This window comes from Caecibacteroides pullorum, from assembly GCF_019239235.1.
Lineage (GTDB): Bacteria > Bacteroidota > Bacteroidia > Bacteroidales > Bacteroidaceae > Bacteroides > Bacteroides pullorum.
Window position 1 is genome coordinate 40,879 of the sequence record NZ_JAAZTS010000013.1, and the last position, 19,082, is coordinate 59,960.

10 protein-coding genes are annotated in these 19,082 nt (G+C 46.1%); 4 read left to right on the forward strand and 6 right to left on the reverse strand.

Annotated elements, in window-relative coordinates; translation table 11 throughout:
• Positions 1-119: 119 nt before the first annotated feature.
• Positions 120-3,038 (forward strand): glycoside hydrolase family 2 protein, encoded by a 2,919-nt coding sequence (locus tag HF894_RS09890; RefSeq protein ID WP_204972072.1) that lies wholly within the window; start codon positions 120-122, stop codon positions 3,036-3,038.
• Positions 3,039-3,249: 211 nt separating this feature from the next.
• Here HF894_RS09890 and HF894_RS09895 read toward each other — a convergent pair whose 3' ends face one another.
• Entirely contained in the window at positions 3,250-7,230 is a 3,981-nt protein-coding gene (locus tag HF894_RS09895) for a two-component regulator propeller domain-containing protein (protein ID WP_204972073.1), read from the reverse strand.
• Between the two features lie 62 nt (positions 7,231-7,292).
• Positions 7,293-8,048, reverse strand: coding sequence for an LPS export ABC transporter ATP-binding protein (gene lptB / locus HF894_RS09900; protein WP_021847814.1), 756 nt, complete (start codon positions 8,046-8,048; stop codon positions 7,293-7,295).
• Positions 8,049-8,125: 77 nt separating this feature from the next.
• Between lptB and HF894_RS09905 the strand changes: the two genes are divergently transcribed.
• The 3 genes from HF894_RS09905 to HF894_RS09915 all read left to right on the forward strand — a co-directional run bounded on the left by HF894_RS09905 (position 8,126) and on the right by HF894_RS09915 (position 11,002).
• Complete coding sequence (locus HF894_RS09905; RefSeq protein WP_021847815.1) at positions 8,126-8,869, forward strand: MlaE family ABC transporter permease; 744 nt, start codon at positions 8,126-8,128, stop codon at positions 8,867-8,869.
• A 12-nt stretch (positions 8,870-8,881) separates the two neighbouring features.
• Positions 8,882-9,652, forward strand: a complete 771-nt coding sequence (locus HF894_RS09910; protein WP_021847816.1) for an ABC transporter ATP-binding protein — start codon at positions 8,882-8,884, stop codon at positions 9,650-9,652.
• Positions 9,653-9,769: 117 nt separating this feature from the next.
• Entirely contained in the window at positions 9,770-11,002 is a 1,233-nt protein-coding gene (locus HF894_RS09915; protein ID WP_204972074.1) for a Cof-type HAD-IIB family hydrolase, read from the forward strand.
• 120 nt (positions 11,003-11,122) lie between these two features.
• On the opposite strand, the gene HF894_RS09920 is transcribed toward HF894_RS09915, so the two are convergent.
• The 4 genes from HF894_RS09920 to HF894_RS09935 all read right to left on the reverse strand — a co-directional run bounded on the left by HF894_RS09920 (position 11,123) and on the right by HF894_RS09935 (position 18,622).
• Complete coding sequence (locus HF894_RS09920; RefSeq protein ID WP_204972075.1) at positions 11,123-13,408, reverse strand: hypothetical protein; 2,286 nt, start codon at positions 13,406-13,408, stop codon at positions 11,123-11,125.
• A 99-nt stretch (positions 13,409-13,507) separates the two neighbouring features.
• Positions 13,508-14,398: a hypothetical protein gene (locus HF894_RS09925; protein WP_204972076.1), complete on the reverse strand. Its 891-nt coding sequence runs from the start codon at positions 14,396-14,398 to the stop codon at positions 13,508-13,510.
• A gap of 76 nt (positions 14,399-14,474) precedes the next feature.
• Entirely contained in the window at positions 14,475-16,694 is a 2,220-nt protein-coding gene (locus tag HF894_RS09930) for a hypothetical protein (RefSeq protein ID WP_204972077.1), read from the reverse strand.
• Between the two features lie 65 nt (positions 16,695-16,759).
• Positions 16,760-18,622: a hypothetical protein gene (locus HF894_RS09935; protein ID WP_204972078.1), complete on the reverse strand. Its 1,863-nt coding sequence runs from the start codon at positions 18,620-18,622 to the stop codon at positions 16,760-16,762.
• Between the last annotated feature and the right edge of the window lie 460 nt (positions 18,623-19,082).

Below are 19,082 nucleotides of genomic sequence, written 5' to 3' on the forward strand. Positions count from 1 at the left end.
ACTATTTAAGACAATTATCCCCCATTAAAAAGCATAAATTCTCCCATTATATCTTCTACAGACTGATAATTTTGTTTCCAAAACATTTTCAATTTCGTATATACATAAAATAATAAGCCATGAAAAAAATACTTTTTCTTTTAAGCAGCTTATGGGCTTTATCCACAAGCGGGCAAGTATCAACCCTTGAAACGCGCTATTTTACCTCTGACGTGAAAGCCAATGGAGAAACGGACTTCCACGGAGAGACTGAATGGATGAATCTGGAACAACGTATCGATTTCCTGAACAAATATGGGAATTATGCTGCCAAATTCTGGAATAATCCACAACTAGATCGTCCAGTTCTTTCTTCTCAGGAAGTGCCATCAATCTTAAAGAACATTAAGCCTCAACCTACTTCACAAACAAGAAAGACCTTATCACTGAACCAATGGAAAGCATACGGCTATCGTCCGGGAAAAGAACTGGAACAACAAGAAGAATGGAAGTTGTGGGAACAACAGACAGGCAGTAAAATCGCTAACGGGAAACTGTCCCTGTCAGATTGTACCATTAAAAGAGAAACGGAAGACATCAAATGGCGTTTCCGTCTAAAAGCATATTTGCAGAACGAAGCTTCCTGTTACACTTTAAGCCTTGGTAATCAAGAACAAGATGTCATATCCGTAAAGTTGCAGGACCAAAAGATTCATGTGCAATCAGGCCAATACCATCAGGAAAAGAACTATAAAGGCAAATCCCAGTACATGCTGGAAATATATGGAGATTTTGACAACAAACGATTCTTTGTCACACTCGATTCGACACTCACTTTGGAATGTCCTCTTGATGCCAACCTCACTCCCATAATCAACCAAACGTCATTCACCTCTACCGGTGGAACAACCTATATGGACAACCTACAACTGTATTCGTTCGTACAGGATGCAGCCAATGCACACACGCCCTTCTACACCTCGCTGGTATGGGACGAAGACTTCGACCCCATCGTTCCCATAAAGGAATGGTATAGTCCAGAGTACAACGATACCCAATGGACAGAAGTAAAATTACCCTCTGTACATGGCGGACTGGCAGAAAAAGAAGAGAGTTACTACCTCAGAAAGAAAGTACATATTGACAATTGCGAACGCGCCATTCTGAACTTGGAGACTCTGGATCCAGGAGGTGAAGTGTGGATAAACGGACAACCCGTCATTGTCATCAACGACAGACACCCCTACCAATTAGATGTCACCGAATACATGATTCCCCACCAGGAAAATCTGATCGCTGTACGTGTCAAGCCATACAAAGCACGCCACCAGATGCTTCACTCACCTTCCGACCCCTATACAGGCTGGTTACTGGGAAGGACAGAATTGATTCTGACAAGCAGATGCATGATTAAAGACGCACTTGTTCATACTTCGACCATTCACGAAAAAGAAGCCGTACAGTCCAATCTGATTACGATTCAATATAACGGAGTAGAATATTATAAAGGAAACATAGAAATAAACTATTACCCCTGGTATCCGGAAGAAAGAGGAGTGGTAGCCAGTATTCAAAAGGAAATCCAAATCAGACCATCTATCAATAATAAAGTTTCGATCCCTTTGAGTATCCCTGATGCATTGTTATGGCATCCCAACCATCCCAACTTGTATAAAGTGGAAGTCATTCTAAAAGATAAAACAGGCAAAGTTATCGACGATTATGTCACAACAACAGGTATCCGTACTATAACACAGGAGAGAGGAAAACTCTATATAAACAATCAGGTAGAAATGTTGAATGGAGCCCAGATCCTGGGTTACAGATATCCCATCGAAACAATAGCCAAAACCAACCGTTGTGTATCTGACGAAACCATTATCCAAGACCTGTTGCAGATAAAGAAAATGAATGGAAACATGCTGCGTATCCATGTACATGCAGAAAAAGATACGATCGATGGTATTAATGACCCTCGGTATGCAGAATATGCCGACCAATTGGGTGTCTACCTGTTATGGCAAACAGCCGGATGGGTCAGAGAAGGAGAAGCCTGGAACGTAGACTTCAAAGGATATCCCAAATACATCAGACAAGTTTATAATCATCCATCCATTGTCATGTGGGAAGCCGGAAACCATCCTAACCGTTTCAAAAAGCATGATATCTCAGATTCACACGACTACATGAACCTGATTTATAAAACGATCAGCCAGGCCGATACGAGCAGGCTTATTTCTCCGACTTCCTTCTGGGGACATACACATTATGGTAACTATGACGGCAGCATGGACTACAAAGGCAACCCCATCTCTCCCAATCCTGTAATCATGGAAAAACTAATGACCAGAGGTAACCAGGATGCTTATACCGGATACGGAGCGACATGGAGCGAATTGCGCAAAGCTCCTTACCGATGGGCGGCCTCCTGCATCAATGCCAATGATAAAGCATTTTTCAATTTTGAACATGAAGAATCGGCCGCACAGCCCAACTGGGAACTGGCACAAAAGGAACCTTGGTACAAAGTGCAATCCTACGAATGGGAGTACGAAGAAAATAGTATCGGCAGGAAACTGGATGCTGAAGAATGGAAAATCAGCCAGGCTTTCCAAGCTTTCTCGGCATGGGAGTCTATGAAAAAGCAAATTCTTTTAGGCTATGATGGATTCTCATGGTGTAGCTTGGAATCAGGTGCTAATATGTTTACTTACCAGAAGCCTCTGTTAGACGCATTCGGTGTACCCAAGCTGGCTTATTATGCCAACAAACAGGCATTCGGACGAATGTGGGCCGCAAGTAATAATGTCGATGTCGTATACGGTCCACAAGATCAGATACAACCTGTTATCTTTAACCTGGATGCTCCTTGCAAAGCAAACTTGATTATTGAACTAAAAAATGAACAAGGCAAAACCGTAGAAAAGAAAACTATAAAAAATATAGATGTCAAAGGGAACGGAAATGTAACTCCTGTTGAAAGCTTCCGTTTTAATTTTAAGAACAAAAGAGAAGGAGTATATTTCATCGTTTATCAGCTTGTGAAACTTGCAAATTAAGCGTGAAAGATCGTTCTTTCACAATATAAACCTGATTTATAAAAACTTACAGAGTCGTGAAAGGATGAAAGCATTAACAAAACATTCTTTGAAAGAAAGAATATATGGATGATGCCACGTAAACATTCACTTGACGAACGTAAACATGGACTTGACATCCATAACTATGAACTTGGCGATTGTAAAGAGGGACTTGAAATATCAGTCCCTCTCATTCGCTTTGTCTGTATTCCTGCGGCGTCTGATTGAAAGATGCTTTGAAACAATGGCGGAAATAACGCAAAGAATTAAAACCGACCTGATAGGCAATCTCTGTAATCTGCATTTCTGGATTTTTCTTTAGCAAATCGGCAGCAGCCTTCAGACGTACATTCAGAATATACTCATTCGGAGTTACGAAGCTAAGAGCCTTCAACTTATTGTAAAGCGAACTGCGGCTGACTCCTAACTCACGGGCCAATTGATTGACATCAAAATCGGGTTCAGCCAGATGCGTCTTCACCACATCATCCAAGCGTGTCAAAAAGTCGGCATCAATCGGAGTCAATGCCAAAGTCGGCATACCGGCATCATTTGTATCGGCAGAGGACGGTGTCACAGTGGAAAATTTCTTTTTCAGCAATTTCCGATTACGCAACAAGTTGGCAATCCGACCCAAAAGCAGTTTGTTGTTGAAAGGCTTTTCTATGTAATCATCCGCTCCACATTGCAATCCCTCCATCTTATTATTGTCGGATGTCATCGCTGTCAGCAAAATAACCGGTATATGACACAAATCAAAGTTACTCTTTATCTTCATGCACATTTCCGTTCCTGACATGACAGGCATCATTACATCACTTACAACCAAATCCGGATGCTCCTCTATTACTTTATCAAACCCGGCTTTGCCATCCAATGCAATAATAACCCGATAAAGCGGTGAAAGCAAATCCATCAGTATCTGTAACAAGTCTTCATTATCCTCTACCAACAATACACAATCTTTTGCATCATTGTCCGATTTAGGAATGTCACTTACAGGTACTGTTTCCGTATCAGCACCGGACACTTCAGAGAAAGCGGGCAGGACATCCGACATTTCTCCTTCAGCCGCATCCCAAACCACATTGTCATCTTGAAGGAACGGATTTTCTTTTGGCAAAGTCACTGTAAAGACACTGCCATACCCCAAAGCACTCTGTACACCAATAGATCCATGATGAAGTTCCACGATTCCCTTAGCCAATGCAAGGCCAATACCGCTACCAGGAGAAGAGGCCTCAGCATCCACCTGATAGAAACGATCGAAAATAAAAGGTAAAGCTTCTTTGGGTATTCCTTCTCCACTATCCAGAACTTTAATTTCAATTTGTTCAGTCGCTTCTATGATTTGGACTTCCACTTTTCCATTGGCGGGCGTATATTTCAAGGCATTAGACAATAAATTAGAAAAAACTTTTCTTAACTGACGGCTGTCAAACCAACCCATTACCGTATCCGTTTCCGAATGAAAATCCAAATGGATATGTTGCAGCTGAGCCTGCTGCTGAAAGTCATCACAGAGGCGACTTATAAAAGCTACTATATTAGATTGGGCCACATGCAAAGTCAACTTGCCACGCTCCATTTTTCTAAAATCCAACAACTCGGAAATCAATTCACGGAACTGAAACGTATTTTTATAGATCTTCTGTAAGCGAGTGCGTATAAACGGAGAAAGCCCTGAAGTCTGCAACAAAGCTTCCAGCTGTGAAATAATCAGTGTCAACGGAGTACGGAATTCATGAGAGATATTGGCAAAGAACTGGAGTTTAGCCTGAATCAACTCTTCATTTTTCTCCTTTTCCAATTTTTCCTGAGCCAGAGAAGCTCGTAAATGTACACGTGCCATCCAATTACGAACAAGCGTACTGACTATGCTTAAAAATAAAAGAGCATATAGAGAATAAGCCCACCACGTAGCCCACCAAGGTGAATGGACTATCACAGGTAACTCAATGGAATGAATTTTATCACGTTCACTCAGTTGTTTCTCACGAACCTTCAGTCTATATTTGCCCGGATCCAAATTTGTATAGACCAATGTATTCCCATAAGTCGTATTCCATTTCTTATCAAACCCTTCTAATATATATTCATAAATTTTCCGGTCTGAATTATCTATATAACTATTCGAAGCAAACGAAATGGTAATATTATTCTCATCGTACGATAAATTCAATTGAGAAACGAAAGGCAATGCTACCGGCAATATTTTTTCCTCTTTCCGAGCTGACACTATTTTTCCATTGACTGATAACGACGAAAAAAACAAGTTATGTTCCGGCAAGGTATCGAATAAAGAAGAAAAAGAAAATCGGGTCATACCTTCCGAACCACCAACCAGCACTTCCCCGTCATGGCAAACAAGCAGTCCACAACCATCGTTTACTGCAGACAGATGCAACTGATTCTCCGCATCTAATATTTTCATATCCTTTGTCTGAGGATGATAACAAAGAATACCACGATCCGTCAATAAAATCAGATAGCCTGACATGTGGAACCGCATGTTATAGATATAATCTGCACCCGCCATCGGACAATGTTCAAAACTGTCCGATTCTTTATTATATCGATACAATCCAGAACCTATCGTTCCAAAAAACAAAGTACCATCAGACGACTCTGTCATCTTTGTTACCATAAACTTTCCAAGTCCCTTCTGCCCCAACGGATAAATATATTTTTCGCCCGGAGACGACATATTGATGCGAACAAGTTCATTCCGACGAGAAAGCCATATAAAACGTTCAGAGTCTATAAACATAGCGACTCCTCCTTGCAAAGTTTCAGGGATCTTTGGGAAAGGACGTTCAAGAGTACCATCATAGCCTTTTTTCACAAATATACCCTTCATTGACAGTAAATACAAACTGTCCCCTTGCATGATTACTTCGTTAAAAGAATCACTGGTACGACCATAGTCTGCATAATGTTTAACCGTAGCCGAAGCTATATCAAAGCGTAAAAAACCCTGCTTATGCGTGCCGATATAAAGACAATCATTCTGTTCGTCATATTCTATACACTTCAAATTAGGGAAATACGGGGATTGTTTTTTCCCTGACAGATAATGAGTAAATGTATCTGTTTTCCTGTCCCAGCGATTCAATCCTCCACCTTCTGTACAAATCCACACGTCTCCCCGCTTATCTTCCACCATATTGCCCACATAAGGAAAACTCACCCCATCTTGTCTACCGTCATTTTCAGAATAATGCCTGAACAGATCTACTTCCGGATGAAAATAATGAACTCCTCCATAATATGTTCCCACCCAAATGGTACCCTGCCGATCTTTATACAATGAAAAAATAGAAGAATGCTTCAATGCCCCGGGAGTCATATCTTTACGATAGCATGTAACCTCTCCATTCCGATCTATTTTATTCAAACCATTGAAGGTTCCAATCCATACACTCCCTTCATCATCTTCTACAAAGCAACGAATATCATTACTGGAAAACACAAAATCTTTTTTTACGGTCCATTGATTGTCAGAGATCGATTCTACCTTATACATTCCTTTACGGAAGGCTGCAACCCACATGGCTCCCTGAGTATCACAATACAAAGAATAGATATTTACATTCGGAATCACACAAACTGGTTGTTGTGTTCCTGATTCTGCAATGTAATATAATCCGGTCAATGTTCCTACCCAAAGACTACGGTCTTTCCCCACATAAAAGCTGGTAACCGATTGTCCCAATTCCATGTGATATACAAATGAAAAATTCTCTTCTACCGGATTCCAACGATACATGCTATCATGAGCAGCAGCCCAGACATCACTTCCATCCGAATAAAGGCACGAAGCTTTAAGATGCAAATCATAAAATGCCTCTTTACGCAAATCATAACGAATCAGTTCGCTATCAGAGGTAAAGAAAATATTTCCCTGACCACTTACCATTTTATGGACTTCGTTTCCCAGAAAACTGTATTCCTTTGCTACAGAAGGTTTATATACAACCATCTCATTTCCATCATAACAACTCAATCCCTCAAGCGTACCAAACCACATACGCCCCAGTTCGTCTTGACAAATGGAAACGACAGAAATCTGAGAAAGTCCGTCAGCCTTACCCAAATGCTTGAAATAGACATTTCCACATAGCATCCGGGATATAATCAAAAATAAGATAAACAACCAAAGTTTCTTCATAGCATTACATAACAGCTCTACAGAGCCCAACTAAACCTGCCATCAATTGACAAGTATATTACTTATACCATAAAGTCTTTACGACGCAACACGAAACTGTTACTCAAATATTTTTCACGTACGATCTGGTTTTCAGCCAATTCTTCCGGAGTTCCCTGAAACAAGATCTTACCCTCGAAAAGCAAATAGGCACGGCTGGTGATACTGAGTGTCTCCTGCACGTTGTGGTCGGTAATCAAGATACCGATATTCTTGTCTTTCAACCTCCATACAATCTGCTGGATATCTTCTACGGCAATAGGGTCTACACCGGCAAACGGTTCGTCGAGCATGATAAACTTAGGATCAATGGCCAGACAACGGGCAATCTCCGTACGTCGACGTTCACCACCCGAAAGCTGATTACCTTTATTTTTACGCACCTTCTGAAGTCGAAACTCTGCAATCAGACTTTCCAGCTTGTCTTTCTGGTAATCCAGCGGTTTATTGGTCATTTCAAGTACAGAAGCAATATTGTCTTCCACGCTCATCTGACGAAAAACAGATGCTTCCTGTGCCAAATAGCCGATACCAGTCTGAGCACGCTTATACACAGGATAATCTGTAATATCCAGATCGTCCAAAAAAATACGTCCCTCATTCGGAGTGATCAGACCTACAGTCATATAGAACGAGGTCGTTTTTCCCGCTCCATTAGGGCCCAACAGACCAACGATCTCTCCTTGTTTGACATTAAACGAAACGTGGCTTACCACTGTACGCTTTCCGTACTTTTTCACCAAATCTTCCGTGCGAAGAACCATTTTACTATCTTCCATACTTGCGTTAATTTGCCGCAAATGTAGCAAAAATAAAAGATAAAGCCGTACATTTGCAGGCAAATACTTGACCAATTATGTTTAAGGCACTTAGAACCGTAGGAAGATATATCATGCTGATGGGTCGAACTTTTTCCCGTCCCGAACGTATGCGCATGTTCTTCCGCCAATACCGTAACGAGATGGAGCAACTTGGAGTGAACTCCATCGGCATCGTACTGCTGATATCGTTCTTTATCGGCGCTGTCATCACGATACAAATCAAATACAACATCGAAAGTCCATGGATGCCCCGATGGACCGTAGGTTACGTAACACGAGAAATCCTGTTACTCGAATTTTCATCCAGTATCATGTGTCTGATATTGGCCGGAAAGGTCGGATCGAACATTGCATCAGAATTAGGAACGATGCGTGTTACCCAGCAGATTGATGCCCTGGAGATTATGGGAGTAAATTCCGCCTGCTATCTTATCCTGCCAAAGATAATCGCCATGGTCACCATCATTCCATTACTCGTAATCTTCAGCACGTTCGCAGGTATTATCGGTGCTTTCGGCACCTGCTGGTTTGGAGGAATCATGACCGCTACAGACTTGGAGTACGGACTTCAATACATGTTCGTCGAATGGTACGTATGGTGCAGTATCATCAAATCACTGTTTTTTGCTTTCATCATCGCCAGTGTATCGGCCTTCTTCGGCTATACGGTAGACGGTGGATCGATCGAAGTAGGCAAGGCATCGACCGACGCTGTGGTAACAAGCAGCGTACTAATCCTTTTTGCCGACCTTATACTTACCCAATTACTGACCAAATAAACATTTCAGACCATGATAGAACTGAAAAGTCTCTGCAAGTCATTTGAAGGAAAAGATGTGCTGACTGATATCAGCGCAACTTTTGAAAACGGAAAGACCAATCTGATTATCGGACAGAGTGGATCGGGAAAAACGGTATTGATGAAATGTATAGTCGGCCTGCTGACACCTGAAAAAGGGGAACTGTTGTATGACAACCGTAATTTTCTGATCATGGACAAGAAGGAAAAGAAGGCCCTGCGTCGCGAAATGGGCATGATTTTCCAAAGTGCTGCCCTGTTCGACTCCATGACGGTATTGGAGAATGTCATGTTTCCACTGAACATGTTCAGTAACGATACCTTGCGCGACCGTACACGCCGCGCCATGTTCTGCCTGGATCGTGTAAATCTGGTTGAAGCCAAAGACAAATATCCCGGCGAGATCAGCGGCGGCATGCAGAAACGTGTAGCTATTGCCCGCGCCATCGCTCTCAACCCACAATATCTATTCTGCGATGAACCTAACTCCGGTCTTGACCCCAAGACTTCGCTCGTCATCGACGGACTGATACAGGACATCACCCGCGAGTACAACATGACAACGCTCATCAATACGCACGATATGAATTCCGTCATGGGTATTGGCGAAAATATCATCTTCATATACGAAGGACACAAAGAATGGGAAGGCAGCAAGGACGACATCTTTACATCAAGTAACGAACGTCTGAACAACTTCATTTTTGCCTCCGATCTGTTCCGCAAAGTAAAAGAAGTAGAAATACGGAATATGGAAGGATAAACTATCCGAACAAACCGAAAGCTGTATGCGATAGCGCATTTTGCATTTTTTAATGCCCCAATAATCGGAAAGCTCAAACAATCGGGTTATCTTTGAAGGACATCAAATTTTGCAGCTATGAAATATAAACTTTTGGTTCTGGATGTGGACGGAACACTTCTCAACGAAGAGAAAGCCATTAGTAAACGTACACTGTCCGCATTGCTGAAAGTACAGCAAATGGGAGTACGTATTGTATTAGCATCAGGCAGGCCGACCTACGGACTGATGTCGATAGCCAAAACACTGGAATTAGGCCTCTACGATGGTTTCATATTGTCTTACAATGGTTGTCAGATTATCGATGCACGCAACGGGCAAGTCTTGTTTGAGCGCAGAATTAATCCGGAGATGCTGCCTTATATTGAAAAGAAGGCTGTCAAGAACAATTTTGCTCTGTTTACATACCACGACAATACCCTTTTGACCAATACGCCGGATAACACGCATGTCAAAGAAGAGGCAAAGCTGAACGGCCTGGAAATCATTGAAGAAAGCGAATTCTCTACTGCTATAGACTTTGCCCCGTGCAAGTGTATGTTAGTGAGCGATGACGCAGATGCGTTGATCGGCCTTGAAAGCCACTGGAAAAAACGTCTCGATGGAGTATTGGATGTTTTCCGTTCGGAAGACTATTTCCTGGAAGTAGTCCCCTGTTCTGTAGACAAAGCCAATACGCTGGCCGTCTTGATGGAGCAGCTGGGAGTGACACGCGATGAAGTGATGGCCATTGGGGACGGTGTATGCGACGTTGCCATGATCCAATTGGCTGGCATGGGCGTTGCAATGGGGAATTCCGTGGATTCTGTGAAAATCTGCGCCGACTATACGACAGATACCAACGAAAACGACGGAGTGGCCCAAGCTGTAGAAAAACTGATTTTAGCCGACATTCGCGCTACCAAGATACCTCTCGACCAACTGAATGCCCAAGGAAGCCATGCGCTGATGGGAAATCTGGGTATCCAATACACCTATATAGCCGAAGACCGCGTTGAAGCTACCATGCCAGTAGACCACCGTACCCGTCAACCCTTTGGCATCCTTCACGGCGGAGCCACATTAGCGCTTGCCGAAACTGTAGCCGGACTTGGTTCCATGATTCTATGTCAACCCGACGAGATAGTCGTAGGGATGCAGGTGAGCGGCAATCACATTTCGTCGGCACTCGAAGGCGATACGGTGCGGGCCGTGGGCACCATCGTTCACAAAGGACGCTCTTCGCACGTCTGGAACGTGGATGTCTTTACTTCAACCAACAAGCTTGTCTCTACCGTCCGTGTGGTGAACAGCGTGATGAAGAAGCGTTGAAAGAGGCCGAGTGCGAAACTTGCAGAACAGCCGTTTTTCCCAGTTAGAAAAAAATTAGTCTCCAGTTAGAAAATTATTTTTTCCTAACTGGGAAAAAATGAAGGGAATCAGGATAACTCCTTACTCTTCACCGTAGATGTACTCCACGGGCGACTTTTTGAAGCGCAGGATGCGGGTATCGTGCACTCCAGCGCCGTTTTGCGTCAGATACAGGCCGGCCATGCTGCCGTTGAAATACCAACCGCTGCCTGTGGGCGAATATACGGTAAACAGTATGTTGTTGTAGTGGCCGTGATAGATGCCCGATGTATTCCATTGGGCAGACGGTCCATACCACACAACAGGCTCGTATTGCGTGAAGTCGGGACTCTTCATGGCTATGTAGATGAGGTCGCTCAGAGCCAGTTCGTCGATTACGAGATCGTTCCGCCGGCGCTGTTCGCGCTGTATCTTGCTGTGCCCTTCCCAGGGATTCTTCAGGGTATGGGTTCCGTTCCACATAACCCATACATAGTCGGTGGCATCGAACATACGGTTAAACTCTTCCATGCTGGGCACCTCGTAGCCGTCGGGGGCAAGGGTGGTGGGCTCCAGCTTGTTCATGTGTGTATTGCTCGATGTGGTGAATCCGTCAAGTACGGCGACGCTGTCTTGCACTACTACTTGCATGCCCTGTGTGCGTCCTCCCTGATAAGCCCAGCCCCAAAGGTCGTAGAACTCGTCGATGGTACAGTCGCGCAGGTAGTTGAATACCGTGGTTCCGGCTTTGACGGCAGGGTCGTCGGACGAAAGGATCTGATCGTCGAACGATTTTGAGTTACCACGGGCATTGTACTTACACCACCATACACCGTGCAACCAGGTGACAGGCAGTCCGTAATTGCGGCGCGACACGGTATATGCCTCGCGTGCCGAGCCGTCGGCTTTGTTGCGGATGACGATTCGCGCTTCCTGCACCCGTCCGTTGGCAGTAGGATCGTTGGGCTTCCAGCCGGCCAGTACACGATAGACGTTGCTGCCTTCCTCTTGTGGAGCGATTTTCATCCACGGGTCTTCACCTTCGGTAAATTCGGCAAAGATTTCTTTTCCTTCGGGCAGGGTGATTGTTGCCAGTTCGTTATCGATGTAATGGTCGAAACGGTGGGCATAATTTTGCAAATCAAAATCCAGCAATCCTTCCATTTGCGTCGGGTTGGCTTGTAACACCAAGCGAATGTGGTCTTCGGGATAGGAGTTGTCCAGTCCTTTGCGGTGGAACTGCAGACTGGCTTCATCGCTGGCATGACCCGGCGGATAGAGTAATTTGCGTATCCGAAACAGATTCTTACCTTCGATTCCGCGTGCCTGTGTCACGGGCTCTACGGTCAGCGGATAGCCTTCGAGGGGAAGCATCTCTAGTTCGTCATCACAGTCTACGGCCAGCAGCACTTCGGTGGCGTTGTGCGGGAAAATGAGTGTACTTCCTCCGTCGGCCACCTGTACGTCGTCGGGCAATTGTGAGGCAGACCGGTCCACGGTGAGCCGGCTGTCCAGACTGGGGATGAGCTCGGTATCTTCGCCCTTGGCCCATTCCTCAACCACGAGGTGTGCCCCACTCAGGTCCTTGCGTAGGGTTATGGTATAGATTGTGTTGCGTTTCAGTACTTCGGGTAATGGCTGTTCCATTTCGTAGGTAGTTCCGTCCATCTCGGCTTTAACGTAGACTTTAAGGTCGGGATTGGCCTGCTCGTACAGATACATGATGGCTGCCGAGTCCTGTTTCAGTCCTGGGTCGAAGGTCAGCAGGATGTCTTCTTTTTCGGCTCCCTGCGGTGTTTGTATGTCGGTTTGCGGAAGGACAAACGTCTGTTTCGCCGCACTTCTTACCCCAAACTGGTGTACGCTGAAACTGCCTGCTACGCGAATGCGGAAGTCGAGTCGGGCCGCTCCGTGCTTCAGTGTCAAGGGAATGGAACTGACAGCCTGTCCGGTCAGCTTGATCTGTCCGGTCAGAAATGGTTGTACATGTCCGTCCGCGACCGTAAGGGTTTGTTGACAGAAGTCCACTTCGGTCAACAAACCGATTTCAGGCACCAGACCGGTTTCTGCATTGGCCAGCACGTACAACGCACCAGCCCGACGTTGCAGATCAAGTTTGTAACTGTTCTCGCTTTCGGCTATCAGTTGGGGATGATATTCGGTTAGTATACCATCTTCGAAGAGGTAGGCATCCATACGTTCGATGCGATTCTCACCGGATACGGGCTGTGCTTGTCCTTCGGCGCTGAAATGGCTGAGACTAACCCGAAGCAAGGTATGGCTATTGTCGGCAAAGTATTCGTTGGTATGTTCGTCCGAACAGGCATTCAGCATCAGCAGGGTTGCCAGCAGGACAGTAATCCGTGCAATATATCTTTGGATGTTCATAAATTTTAAGCTTTTACGTTCTTGAGTTTTTAAGTCTCTAAGTTTCTGGTTTCTTTAGTTTTGCGTTTAAACTCAAAAACTTACAACTGGCATTTAGCGTCACCGTCTGTAAGGCGTCAAGTCGGTGTTCGTACCTTCTTCCCATTCGTCGTACGATACGTTCAGCTTGATGTCGAGGCGATCCTGACGTACGGTAATAGTGTAGACGGTATTTCTCTTCAGCGGCCCATCGACGGCTTTAGTAAGTATTTCCTCTTTACCGCCGATAACGACTGTCGCACTGATTTCTATACTTTGGTTCTCCTGCTCGTATACATAGAGCATTCCTAATTTGCCGTCAGTAATGGGTTGCTGAAATACCACGGTTGTATCCTTGCGATTGGCGTTGGACGGCGACTGGATGCTTTCTTGCGGGAACAGGTAAGCCGAATTGGCCAGATTGCGTACAGTGACATTCTTTACCGATACTTCCTCGATCGATTCTACAGCCAGGTCGAAACGTGCCATTCCGCGCTTCAGCGATACCAAAGCTGTATTTGTCTGGTTTTCGGTACTTTCCAAAGCCAGCATTCCGGTGAAGAAGTGTTCTGTTTGGGCAGGCATGTTGATGATGCTTTGCTTCCAGTTAGTTTCATCCAGTTCAGTTTCTTCCAGACCTTCGGTGGGGATGGTTCCGCCCGTGTAGGCCAGCAGGTAAAGGTTGCCCGAACGGTTGTCTATCTGCAGGTTGTAACTTTCAGATTCAGGAGCTCCCAGTTCGTAGATTTTTGCCATTTTTCCGTTTCTGAACAGGAAAGCTTTTACATCGGTTATGTCATTTTCGCCATCAGCAGCCTGAATCAGGCTTTCGTAGGCGGCCAGTCGGGCATTGATGATTGTAGTACCCGGGTTGCCGGACGGCAGATTCTCTTCTGCATCGTTCGTACAAGACGTTATCACAAATGTGGTGCATACTGCAAAGGTCATAGCCTTCATAAACTTCAAATCCATAATCGTCTGTTTAGTTTAAGTTAATATAAAAGTATAAACTACATGATGTCAGTTGTAAGCTGAACCTATCATTATATTAGTTGTATATGTATTCTACCGGACTCTTAATACAGCGTACTGTACGGGTTTTGATAGAGTTTTGTGCTGTAAATTTGAACCAGTTCTGTCCCGGACGGCTGGCTTGGGCATAGCCTTCCATATACCAACTGTTCGACGTGTTTCCGGTAATGGCCATAATGATGGACATCTGTGCGATGTTTCCGTCAGTGGTATTCCATTGATGTCCAAGTCCGTACAATGTCCAGTGATTACCTTCATACTCGAAGTCGTAAAAAGCTATGGTGCCATAAGACACTTCCAAAAATCGGGCCTCACGTTCTACAATGTTCACGGTAATGGTTTGTCCCTGAGTGTTCTGGTGGGTTCGTGTACCTACACCTCCGATATTGCAGTTGGTGCCCCACACGAAGAAAGCATAATCGTCGAATGTCGGCAACTGATAGCCATCGGGTGCCATTTGCGTGGCAGGTATTTGCCCCCAATTTTGTGCGGAGCCTTTCATCCCTTCATGATAGAATGCTGTTCCGTTGTGGCTCAGTGACAGTTCATCAGGATTGCCTCCCTGATATTGTCCACCCATTAGGGATAGCAGTTCATCATCACTGCAGGTGGTCAAGCGGTCCAATACGCCGGTTCCTGCTGCCTGGTCGTCGGCTATGCTGATCTGATCGTCGAAACTCTTGACGTTGCCCCGCAAATTGTATTTACACCACCAGGTTCCGCCGATGTTGACAACGGGGAGTCCCCAGTTTCTGCGCCGTATGGGATAAACCTCGCGGTTACTTCCGTCGCTGTCGGTAATGACCAGGCGAGCTTCCTGCATGCGTCCGTCGGCTTCGGGATCATTGGGTTTCCATCCGCCCAGTATGCGATAACTGCCGGCATTCTCGGCCAGTTTTATCCACGGTGTCTGTCCGTTGTCCGTTTCTACTGTAGCTATTTTACCATCGGGCAGAGTGAGACGTCCCAGTTCTCCGTCTACGTATCGGTCAAAGTTACATATACCGTCTTCATCGAAAATAATGCTGCCTTCGAGCTGGATAGGACTAGGTAAGAAAACAAGCACGATGCGCCCTTTATGGATCTGCTCTTTGTATACATCGGCATAGATGTACTCGCGTATGGTACCGGGCAAACGGTGAACATTGCTTACTGCAAGGCGAGCTACCGGTTCAAGGTTACGGCTGGCTGTAGCCTGTACACTGACTCCGGTGATGCGTCCGTCAACTGTGACTGTTGCTCCCAGTTCGGCATCGAGAACAAGGTTGAAATTGTTCTCGGTATAGGGAATGAAGACACTGTCGCAGGTACTGTTTACTTTAACGTTGGCCGGCAAGGCAGAGTCTTCGATGTTAACCCTTGCTTTGATTTGGGTTTCAGAACCGGAGGTATCACCTTGTTCCCAGTCGCCATTGCTAATGTTCATCGTTACGTCACCTCCGCGTCCGTACACATGGATGGTGTAGACCGTGTTGCGTCGGATGGTGGTGGGTAGGGAAGCCTTCATCTTGTGCAACGCATTTCGGAAACGCACCAATACTTCGACCTGTATGTCAGTGCCCTGCTGCTCGCAGAGGTAAAAGATAGTTTCGCGCGCATTGGACAGGGGAGTACAATACTGCTTGTCGAAACGGGTGGTCGCGGCATTCTGAGGAGGTGTGGCGGTTGCCTGCGGGTTGAGGTAGCCTTCGTCGACCAGACCGTCGATACTGATTTGCAGCACTTCTACACCTTGGTCGGTCGATTCGAGGTCGATGCGGGCAACACTGCGTGTCATGGCAACGGTCAGTTCCGACGCTGACTGACTGCCCAGTTCCTCCCGACCGCTCATCAACAGTCCGTGTTCCGTCATATCGCTGGTCGAAGCTGAGAAGGCAAGAAAGTCATCGAGGGTAGTAGCGTCGGGCACCAGTGCTTCCAAGGCTGTTACTTGCGAAGCATTGGCCAGGAAGTAGAGGGTTCCGCGATTGTCGGCCAGATTCAGATAGCAGCGGCCGTCATCGCCGGGCACCAGCGGACCGTAAATTTCCTGCAACTGCCCACCATCGAAACGGAAAGCTTTTACGTCGTTCATCCGTTTGTCGTCGGTGGTAGCGACAGTACCTTGTAGTCCGGCAGGTTGCAGAATCACAGATAACTGTCCTGCGGCGGGTGTATCGGAAAATTCGGTTTCGGCAGTGCATCCGGCTCCCAGTAGGGACGCAAAGAGGCAGCAAGCAATAAAATTGTATTTCATTGTTCGTTGTTTTAAGTTTTAATAAGTACGTGTACACGGCTATGGTGCAGTGTAGACCTTTGCCATCAGGGATACAGGGTCGGGTTGTTCCGGCTGTTGAGGTACGACGGTGAGTCGATAGGGAACTTGTGCAGATTGTTGACGTAGAAGTTGTTCATCAGCTGCTGTGCCCAAGGACCGTAGGTGAACGCACTGCTGTGGTTGTATCCCATCACGTGTCCCAACTCGTGGAACATAATTTCGCAGGCGTAGGTGTTATTGTAGTGTGCAAGCCAAGCGTTTTGATAGGCTCCGAATATAATACCTCCACCTAGCCCGATAACACCGTTGCCCGAGTATACCAATCCTACTTGCAGGGTGCGTTCTCTACGCATCTGAGAGAGTACTTGATCAGCTGTCACCTTGTCGTCTACACCACCGTTGCCATATAGAATGTCTTCGTTGGCTCTGAGGATTTCTTCGTGTTCGTCCATGTCGATCATGTAAGTGAAGTTGATAAACATGGCCACTACCTCACGGCAATGTACGGGACGTATACCCATCCAGTTACCTACCGGGCCTCCGTTTGGCAGGTCGGGGTCGCCTCCGTAAAGGCTGAAGTAGATGTCCCAACCGTGTACGATGGATTTTATCTTGGCCCAATATGGGTCGTCGGACTCTATCTTGTATTGGGCTTCAGCGAGCTGTGCAGGTGTCAGATTGCCGATTTCGATCAGTTTGCCCGACTCGGTGCGGTACATACCGTTACGGCTGCTGATGGCGACTTCGTGAAAGAAGTCGGCAAAAGCCGGTATGGAGTCGAAGTAGGCCAAATCGAAATACTCGTTGCTGACGGACGGAACTTGTGCCTTGATGAGCACCCGTTTCAGGTCGCGAGGCGAATAGAAGCGAGCATGAAGCTGGCCGGCATCGTTCACCTTGATTTGCAGCGGGTGTGCCGTGTTGAATCTCCGTTGTGCCGGGTCGGCATAGATGGTTTTGGACTCTCCGTCTTGCAGTATCTTAGCATGATTGCCTTCGTTGTAAGCCTGTCGGGTGATGTACATGGTGCCCTGATAGTCGTCGGGATGCTCCATTCGTGCGTATACCTGTTCGATACGGTTAGGGCTTATGGCGTCTACACCGAACAGGTAGCTGCATTGGCGCTCACCGCCCCGATAGTGGGTGGTAGTGAGGCTGATTTCGGCATTGATCTGTGCATCTGCGGTGGTAGGCATAAACCAATAGGTGTTCTGGTCGTTCAACTCGATGGGATCGGTTTGCCCGTTGCTTTGTCCAGCATATCCTCCGTCGCCGGTGAAGGCAGTATAAAAGGTACCGGTGTGAAACGACAGTGTCTTCTGCGTTGCGGCAGTACGCACATCGTCGTTGTTGTAGAGCAGGGCGAGGTCGAGACGCCCCATGATGCGCTTCTGCACGATTTCGGCGGGCAGATGCACGATGTATTCGTGACCTCCGGCAACGGCCTCGCGGCTGACGCTGAAAGGGGTCTTCGAATAGAAATATTCGGCTTCGAGAGGTTTCTGCAGGTCGGACGGGAAGCTGATCCATTGGTCGGTTTTCTGCTTCAAGGGGTGAATGGTGGCCCCGTCGTCGAGCAGATTGCCTTTGATGGCAAGAATCAGCAGTTCGTATTCGCCTTCCTTCAGGCCTTCGATTTTTATTTCCTGGTTTTGGTGGTTGTAGATGCCCTTCAGGCCGCTGGCTATAGCGCCGTCTTCACCGACTACGTAGAATTCTACCCGGTCGTAAGGGGCATCGGTTTCGGTAGTTTGGCGGGTGTGGGCACCGTCGTTCTCGTAGCGGTCGCTCCGCAGTCGGACGGTAGGTGTAGCCGCCTCCGTCTGTAAGGAATCTGCCCATTCATCCTGTTGGCAGGAGATAAAGGCCAGACTGCATAAAAATGTTATCCAAACAATCTTTTTCATCCTGTCTCTGTAAGTTGTAGTTCTCTCTAATACCTGTTATACGTTTGTTATCCTGATTTATTTACCAGTTGTTCTTTTTCGGCTTCAGCCATGAAAAAAGCGCGATGTGTCTCGCCGGTTGGGGTGAAGGCATATTGCGCTTTTGTATGCTATAACGTCGTTTGAGTCGAATTGTTCATTGTACATTTGCGACTTCGACGTTTTCTATGTGTCTGACCGAAGCTTTCCGGCGGATTTTCACTGTCATTAAACGGAAATGGAAGAAAAATGTTTTGGGGAACTATAGCATTTAACTTTTATACACAAATTCTTTACTTTCGTTTCTCTTAGGTTCAGGCCTTTCTGCCGGGGCCATTGAACCGTGCAAGTGTTGTTCGCAGGCGAGTTGGGAAATATTTCGTTCGGCGTGCCTGTCCTTCCAAACTTTATTTGTACTTTTGCCACTTCGAAGTAAAACGGA